This is a genomic window from Thiomicrospira sp., assembly GCF_036568485.1.
Taxonomy (GTDB): domain Bacteria; phylum Pseudomonadota; class Gammaproteobacteria; order Thiomicrospirales; family Thiomicrospiraceae; genus Thiomicrospira.
In genome coordinates this window covers 1-8,256 of record NZ_DATCSL010000074.1, presented here as the reverse complement: position 1 = coordinate 8,256, position 8,256 = coordinate 1, and the positions used below count along the sequence as shown (strand labels likewise).

Below are 8,256 nucleotides of genomic sequence, written 5' to 3'. Positions count from 1 at the left end.
GTTGGCATCGCCGACAAACTGGATCGAGAGGTCACCTTTTTATCCGGCGGCGAAAAACAGCGCGTGGCGATTGCGCGGGCATTATTAATGTCACCCAAACTATTATGCATGGACGAACCGCTGTCGGCACTCGATTGGCGCGCCAAAGCTGAATTGCTAAGTTTGATAGAAGAACTGGTGGCCGAATTCAATTTGCCGGTGCTGTATATCACCCATGCACCGATTGAAGTCGAACGTTTGGCCAACCAAATCGTGTTTATGAAACACGGCAAAATTGAGACCATTGAAACCCTGCAGCAAGCCTTAGCCCGTGCCGATTCGCCCTTATTTGACGAGCAAGGTGCGGTATCGGTTTTAATCGGACAACCAGGCCTGGTGGACGCTGGGTTACGTGAAATAAAACTGGGCGATGACCGACTTTACCTCAGCCAAACCCACGACATCCACACCCCAAGCGTACGCATCCGCGTGCTTGCGCGCGACGTGAGTTTGGCATTATCCGACCCCAAAGATTTAAGCATCATCAACCATCTGCCAGTGACGATAGATGAGTTAATTCCGCTCGATGAACACCGTTTATTAGTACGTTTAAACCTAAGCAATCAGCAAAAACTATTTGCCGAAATCACTCAAGCCTCAGCCCAACGCCTCAACCTACAACCAGGCCTGGTGGTTTATGCTTTGATTAAATCCGTGGCGATGACAGAATAAGCCACAAACACCAGGCCTGGTTGCGGTTACGCGTTAGCAAGCATCCAGCCGCTCTAACTCACAAGCGTTTTTTTCGGCTTATTTTTACCTGTGCGTATTCCGCAAGGATTTCGGCATAGGTTTGCTGTACGCTGGCGGCGTAAGGTTCAATGTCGAATTCTTTGGCGAAAGCTTGAGCCGCCTCGCTCATACGCTGGCGCAAGTCATCTTCTTCGATTAAGGTTTGCACCGCTTTTGACCAGGCCTGGTGGTTTTCTGGGGTTTTGATACCCGTTTGGTTTTGTTCAATCACGTCATCAATGCCGCTGGCGCGCACGGCGACAACTGGCAAACCACCCGCCATGGCTTCAAGAATCACCATGCCTTGAGTTTCAGAGCGAGATGCAAATACAAAAATGTCACCCAGTTGATATAAGGATGGCATTTGATCGGGTCGCACTTTGCCAACCAGCAAAACCTTATCGGTTAAACCTAGGCTATCAATTTGCGCCTGCAAGGTTTCGCGCGATTCGCCCTCCCCTACAATTAAACATTTAAACGACTTGTTTGTCTTGGTTGTGAGGCTCGCCAGCGCTTGTAGCATAAATTCAAAGTTTTTTTCTGGACTTAGCCGGGCGACTGACACGAGAACAACTTGTCCAGGCTCAATCCCCCAGCGTTGCTTGAGTGTCGATATATTTTGCGTGTCTGTTTGCTGAAAGTCGGAATATTCAATCCCGGTTGGATGCACATAAATTGGGCGTTTAACGCCAATTAATCGCAGGTATTCTTCAGCCGATGCGGTTGGCACAATCACCGCATCGCATCGATTAGCAAAACGCCGCACCGCGCCATGTACAATCACGTTACGGAACAATGGACTGGGCAGCGGCACAAAATGCGCGTAATGTTCTAGCCGAGTATGATAAGTCAGCACCACCGGCACACCCAATCGCCGCCCCCAAATTAAACCAAGCCGCCCCAACCAAAAAGGATGATGAACATGAATAAGATCAGGTTTAAAGGTTTGCAAGGCTTGCTTGACGCGCGTGGAAAATAAATTCGCCAATCGAAACGGTTGCCCTGCGCCAATCTTTAACCAGGAAGGCAATCGAACCACATCAAACCCATCCGCTAAGGATTGATCTTGCTCAGCTTGATCCTTGGTCTGGTAATCAGGCGCGATCACTAATACGGAATGGCCTTTTGCCACCAGCCCCCTCGCCAAACGTGCAATTGAAATGGGCACGCCACCGACAAACGGCAGGTAATTGTTGGTCATCATCGCAATGCGCAAAGGGCGTTTTAGAAACGGGCTTAGGTCGAGATCATAATTTGGGTAATAATCTTTTTCTTCAAACACCGCGCCATAAAGTTTGACGGCGATAATGATCAACACCGCCATAATTAATAGAAAATTGAGGTGCCCCACATAAAATAAGGAATGCACAAAAAACCACAGGCTTTCGAGATGTTTCATTATCGGGTGCTGGCCGATGTCGAGTTTGTGTTCATTGATGCTGATTTGCGCGCCATCCACATCCACCGAGACATAATGGTAATAACTGGTGTCATCATTTATCACCAAACCGCCTGCTCCACCGGTCGTGACATAACGCACATCGTTTTTCTCGCGTTGATCAAACAGATGTAAATTGGCGGAAAAAACCACGTCAACTTGATAACGTTCAAACAGCGCAATTAAGCCGGTTCGAAACCGCTCCGAAGCTGGATCTTGTGCTAAATACTGACTATCAAAATCCACCGCTGGCTCTTCACCAACATCCCACAAAGGTTGCGCAATAAACACAAAACGATTTTGTGCTTGGGTTTGTTTTAAACGCTTTTCTAACCACTGCAATTGAAAGCGATAGGTTTCTTCACTGGTACCATCTAAAAAGGCAAAGAACTGATTGCCCTGGGTGAGTGTGTAAAAAAAAGGGCCAAAATGACGATAAAAATGTACCGCCCCCAAAGCTTCCGTTTCGTTTGGCCCAACTGTGAGTAAATAGGGTTTTTCTAAGTGCTCTAGTGTGCGATATAAAGCACGGTATTTATCTTCACCGCCGCCACTAACCGCATTGCCTGCCGATATGACAAACGCCGCTTCATCGCGATTTAGCAAAGGAACCATATTACGTTCAAATAGACCGACCGAATTATTGATGTTACCTACCACTGCAAAGCGATAAGTTTCAGCATTTAAAGGTTGTTCAATTGCAGTCAATTGATGGCCATGCACCGATTGAAAATCGGTTTCGATGAAAAACAGATACAGTCGATAACCTAAAATGGCGACAATCATCGCAATTAAGCCAAATACCACTCGTTTTCGCAGCGTTCGACGCATATTACGCTCCTGCTTTTTGATCTAATGGTTTAGGTCGTAACCAATGAAAAGTGACCGCCAGTCCGATCAACATGCCTAAATAAATGGTTAAGGCTCGCCAGACCACTACCGCCAACACCAGGTGTGTGGTTAACAGATCGGCCGAAAAGAAGCCGCCAAACACGCCTTCGGCAATACCGGAACCACCCGGCGTGGGCGAAAAATACATAATGAAGGTGGTCACCACCATTTTGGCGAGCGTGATCCAATAGGATAAGTCATAACCCAGTGCCCAGAAAATCAGCGCTGGAAACGAAAACAAAGCGATTAAAAACACCGCCGTACTTAATACCGACGCGCTCACCCAAAACCAACCGCCCGCAAAATACATTCGAAAACCGCGACTGAAGCGACGCATCTCACGAATCCAATGACGTTTAATGGTGACAAAACGCGCTTGGGACAATAGATTAATCCGGCAAAGCCCGGCCATCAACGCCAGTAAAAGCCGTATCAACCAATCGGTTTTAAACAGCACCAGGAAAAAGCCTAAAGCATAAGTGCCAATGGCCAGCCAAAACCCGGTTTGAATAAGGCCGCGCGCCTCACCGCCCAAGTCAGGCAACCAGGCCCATAAAATAGGTGCGGCACTAAAAATCATCAAAATCGCCAACACCGTGCGAATAGTTGTCGCTGTCATCGCCGCACCAACCGGCACCGCATGGCGGCGCAAAAACCAGACTTGCGCCACACCTCCGCCAGTCGCAAGCGGGGTAATATTAGAGACAAAAATATTCAAAAACACCAATTGCGCCATATCTTGCAATCGAATGGCGTAGCCTAATGCCTTAAGCGTAAACCAAAGCCGTAGACCATCCGCCGCAAAATAGACTAGCAACAAGCCGATGGCTGACACTAAAAACACGGGATTTAGAAGCGCATTATCCCACTGCCAGCGTGCCCCCTCGACTTGAAGATACACAGACAAAACGCCCAATGCAGTCAGTGCAATAAACAAAACCGCCATCCACATCCATTGAAGCGCACTAAAGCGAATGGGCAAGCGATTGGCTTCCACAGAATCATGATGAGGGTTGTTCAAGTTATTCCTTTCAGGGACAGATCAAAAGACTGATTTTATCACGAGCGCTTAATTATCTAAGGCGCAATTCGCATTTGCCCTTTAAATCACTCGCCCCGTCTCGCATTTATTAGCACCGAATATGTCATCACCATTTGATGTAAAACGAAGTACCAGGCCTGGTGGTTGGTTCGAACCTATTATTTCACCAAACCGTCATGCCAAATTCGGTGGTTTGAGCTAGAATAGATGGAATTACGCACACAATTTCGCTCATCAAGGCTTTAAGAATGAACACAACACCTGAACAAATCGATCAACCGATACAACCAGTTTACTTTAACCGCGAACGCAGCTTATTAGAATTTAACCGTCGAGTGCTAGCGCAAGCTAAAAACCCGGAAATTCCGTTGCTAGAGCGTTTGAAGTTTTTGTGTATTTCCAGCAGCAATATGGATGAGTTTTTTGAGGTGCGTTTAGCCAGTTTGATGGAGTTATCAAAAGACCCAGGCGCACGCACTCAACCAGATAATATGGCACCCAAAGAAGCCATCGCCATGCTGACCGAAGTGGCGCATGAGGTGGTAAAAGACCAGTACAACACGCTTAACCATATTTTGATTCCCGCGCTGGAAAAAGAAAACATTCGGTTTGTGCGTCGTAATCATTGGAACGACAAGCAGAAAGAGTGGATTCGTAATTATTTCTTAGATTCCCTTAAGCCAGTATTAAGCCCAATGGGGCTGGATCCGTCGCACCCTTTCCCGAAAATTTTGAACAAGAGTTTGAACTTTATCGTGTCGCTTGAAGGTAAAGACGCATTTGGGCGTTCGAATGGTTTGGCGATTGTGCAGGTGCCACGCTCCTTGCCACGCTTAATAAAGCTGCCTCCTGAAGCGACTGACGGCGAAAACGATTTTGTATTTTTATCTTCGGTTTTGCACTCAAATGTCGCTAACCTTTTCCCCGGCATGACCGTGACCGGCTGTTATCAGTTCCGTGTCACACGCAACACCAACTTGTTTATTGATGAAGAAGAAGTCGATGACATTATGAGTGCGCTGCAGGGCGAGCTTTATGGGCGCCAGTTTGGTGATGCAATTCGTTTAGAAGTCGCTGACAACTGCCCACCGGCGATGGTGGAATATTTGATGAACCGCTTTAAGCTGGATGAAAGCGCACTTTATCAAGTGCGTGGCCCGGTGAACTTACATCGTTTAGACGCGGTGCCGAACATGGTGAATCGTCCAGACTTATTATTCCAACCTTTCTCGGCACGCCAGTTAACGCCACAAAAAAATAGCAAAACCGCCTTCCGTTTGTTTACACGCAAAAAAGAAGCCGACAATTTGTTTGATCAAATTCGTGACAAGGATATTTTGCTGCATCACCCTTACGATGCCTTTGCGCCGGTAATTGATTTCTTAAATCAAGCCGCAAAAGACCCCGATACCTTAGCGATTCGCATGACACTTTATCGTACTGGTGATAAGTCCGCGATTATTGATGCGTTGGTGCGTGCGGCTAAAAACGGCAAAGAAGTTACCGCGGTGGTGGAGTTGCGCGCCCGTTTTGATGAAGATAACAATATTCAACAAGCCACCCGTTTGCAGGATGCAGGCGTGCATGTGGTATATGGCGTAGTGGGTTATAAAACCCACGCCAAAATGATTTTGGTGGTACGACGTGAAGACCAAAAATTGCGCCACTATGTACATTTGGGCACCGGTAACTATCACCATATCACCAGCCGTTTTTATACCGACTTTGGTTTATTTACTTGTCGCCCGGCGATTGGGCGCGATGTCACCAAAATTTTCCAACAACTCACTAGCTTGGGCAATACCAATGATTTAGAAGTCGTGTTGCAATCGCCTTTCACCTTGCACAGTGGCATGCTAGAACGCATTGCACGCGAAGCGGAAAATGCACGCCAAGGTAAACCAGCTCGAATCATCGCCAAGATGAACGGTTTGCAGGAAAAACAGATTATCGATGCACTTTATGCCGCCTCACAAGCCGGCGTACAGATTGACTTAATTGTGCGTGGTATTTGCAGTTTGGCGCCCGGGATTCCCGGCTTATCGGACAATATACGAGTGCGTTCAATCATTGGGCGTTTTTTAGAGCATCACCGTGTTTATTACTTTGAAAACCACGGCCAAGAACCACAACTTTATTGTTCCAGTGCGGATTGGATGAGTCGCAACCTGCTCGCACGTGTGGAGACCTGTTTTCCGATTTTGGATGCCGATTGTTTTCAACAGGTATTTACTGAAGGGCTCGCCATTTATTTGGAAGACACCACCTCGGCCTGGGAACTTCAGGCGGATGGCTCTTATAAACTGCATGAACTTGCACAAGACGAAGTGGCGTTTAACGCTCAACTCTCGTTAGTTGAAAAATACAGTGGCCAATTGGAATCTTAAGGTTCGGTTAAATCAAATTTGGTTTGATTGGTCAAACCGAGTAAACTACGCGCAAATTAGTTAGATGTGACCTTATGACAACTTCATCCGATAATGATCTTTATGCGGCGATAGACTTGGGATCGAACAGTTTCCATATGATCGTCGCGCGCGAAGTCCACGGCCAATTGCAAGTGGTGGACAAACATAAAGAAATGGTGCGCTTACGTTCTGGCTTAGACGGCCTAAATAACTTAAGCGAAAACGCCGTCACCAATGCACTCGAATGTTTAGAACGCTTTGGCCAATTGATCAAAAATATCCCCAGCCAAAATGTCCGCGCAGTGGGGACTAACACCTTACGTAACGCCAACAACAGCCGTGCATTTTTAATCGCGGCGCGCAAAGCACTTGGTCATCATATTGAAATTATCTCCGGTCAAGAAGAAGCCCGCTTGATCTTTTTAGGCGTAGTGCATGGCTTACCAAGCAGTGATGAACAACGTTTGATTATGGATATTGGCGGCGGCAGCACCGAATATATCATTGGACGCGGCTTTAATAACAACCACCTCACCAGCACCGAAATGGGTTGTGTTAGTTTCAGCTCACCTTTTTTTGACGAAGATATTGTCACCACCGAGCGCATGAATAATGCCATTGCCAGTGCTCGTCAAATACTGCGGCCACACCGTCGTATTCTAACGAACTTGGGCTGGGATGCAACTTACGGTGCCTCCGGCACCATTAAGTCTATCGGCATTTTATTGCAAGAAAACGGCTGGACGGATGGCCACATTACTCTTGATGGGCTTCAAGCGTTACGCGGTGAAATGATTAAAGCCGGCAGCGTACAAGAGTTAAAGTTAAACGGTCTAAAAGACGATCGGCGTCCGGTGTTAGCGGCCGGTTTAGCGATATTAATTGCAACCTTTGATGAATTAAATATTCAACAAATGCAAGTAAGCTCTAACGCCTTACGTGAAGGTTTGGTGTTTGATACCCTAGGGCGTATGTTTGCTGAAGATTCGCGTGAAGCTAGTGTGCGTGCCATGCAGACCTGGATGAAGGTAGATACACAGCAAGCTCTCCACGTTGCGCAATCGGCGCGTAAATTTTTTAACCAAGCTCATAATATTTGGCACCTACACGATAGCGAATACGACTATCCCAAGTTATTAGAATGGGCCTGTCAACTTCATGAATGCGGCATGGCGTTAAGCTACAAACGCTACCGTCATCATTCGGCTTATTTAATTGAGCAATCAGACATGGCTGGCTTTACCAACCAAGAAAAACAAATGCTGGCGGCGATGTTATTAAATCATCGCGGTAAATTTGTGGTCGAAGCTTTCGAAAACTTGCTAGAACCCCATAACCAAAAATTGATTTTTTTGACCGTTTTACTGCGTTTAGCCGTGCGCATCCATCGTGGCCGAGATTTAGAAGTACCAGAAATACTCTTAATGATTCAAGAGGGTCATGCGATTCATCTTAAGTTTGAAGAGGACTGGTTAAAAAACCACCCACTCTCTTTGTTAGATTTGGAAATTGAAGCCAAACGTCTTGAAGCCGCTGGCTTTAGCTTAAGTTTTGCTTAACCCATTTAACCACCAGGCCTGGCACTAGTGTCCGGAATAATTTCTGATGCATCATAGCCAGGCCTCACAACAGCGACATCTGTAGTTTGTCATAGTGCTCTTTCTGTTGTTTTCGCCTGTAGTAGTCACTTACCTGGCTAGGACGCT

The 8,256-nt window shown here is 46.8% G+C and carries 5 protein-coding genes; 3 read left to right on the top strand and 2 right to left on the bottom strand.

Annotated elements, in window-relative coordinates; translation table 11 throughout:
* Positions 1 to 711 (top strand): TOBE domain-containing protein (locus VIM91_RS07525; protein ID WP_331864204.1); only part of this gene is annotated, 711 nt, incomplete at its 5' end.
* 58 nt (positions 712 to 769) lie between these two features.
* On the opposite strand, the gene VIM91_RS07520 is transcribed toward VIM91_RS07525, so the two are convergent.
* The gene (locus VIM91_RS07520; RefSeq protein WP_331864203.1) at positions 770 to 3,040 is read right to left on the bottom strand and encodes a glycosyltransferase; all 2,271 of its coding nucleotides are present in this window, start codon (positions 3,038 to 3,040) and stop codon (positions 770 to 772) included.
* 1 nt (position 3,041) lies between these two features.
* Positions 3,042 to 4,121, bottom strand: coding sequence for a flippase-like domain-containing protein (locus VIM91_RS07515; protein WP_331864202.1), 1,080 nt, complete (start codon positions 4,119 to 4,121; stop codon positions 3,042 to 3,044).
* Between the two features lie 269 nt (positions 4,122 to 4,390).
* Between VIM91_RS07515 and ppk1 the strand changes: the two genes are divergently transcribed.
* Both ppk1 and ppx read left to right on the top strand, forming a co-directional pair.
* Positions 4,391 to 6,529 carry a polyphosphate kinase 1 gene (gene ppk1 / locus VIM91_RS07510; RefSeq protein ID WP_331864201.1) on the top strand — a complete coding sequence of 713 codons (2,139 nt, stop codon included), beginning with the start codon at positions 4,391 to 4,393 and terminating at the stop codon, positions 6,527 to 6,529.
* A 74-nt stretch (positions 6,530 to 6,603) separates the two neighbouring features.
* The gene (gene ppx, locus VIM91_RS07505; RefSeq protein ID WP_331864200.1) at positions 6,604 to 8,109 is read left to right on the top strand and encodes an exopolyphosphatase; all 1,506 of its coding nucleotides are present in this window, start codon (positions 6,604 to 6,606) and stop codon (positions 8,107 to 8,109) included.
* Positions 8,110 to 8,256 lie beyond the last annotated feature (147 nt).

Coding starts and splice junctions, on each gene's coding strand:
- VIM91_RS07520 (WP_331864203.1), bottom strand. CDS start 3,040: ATGCGTCGAACGCTGCGAAAACGAGTGGTATTTGGCTTAATTGCGATG.
- ppk1 (WP_331864201.1), top strand. CDS start 4,391: ATGAACACAACACCTGAACAAATCGATCAACCGATACAACCAGTTTAC.
- ppx (WP_331864200.1), top strand. CDS start 6,604: ATGACAACTTCATCCGATAATGATCTTTATGCGGCGATAGACTTGGGA.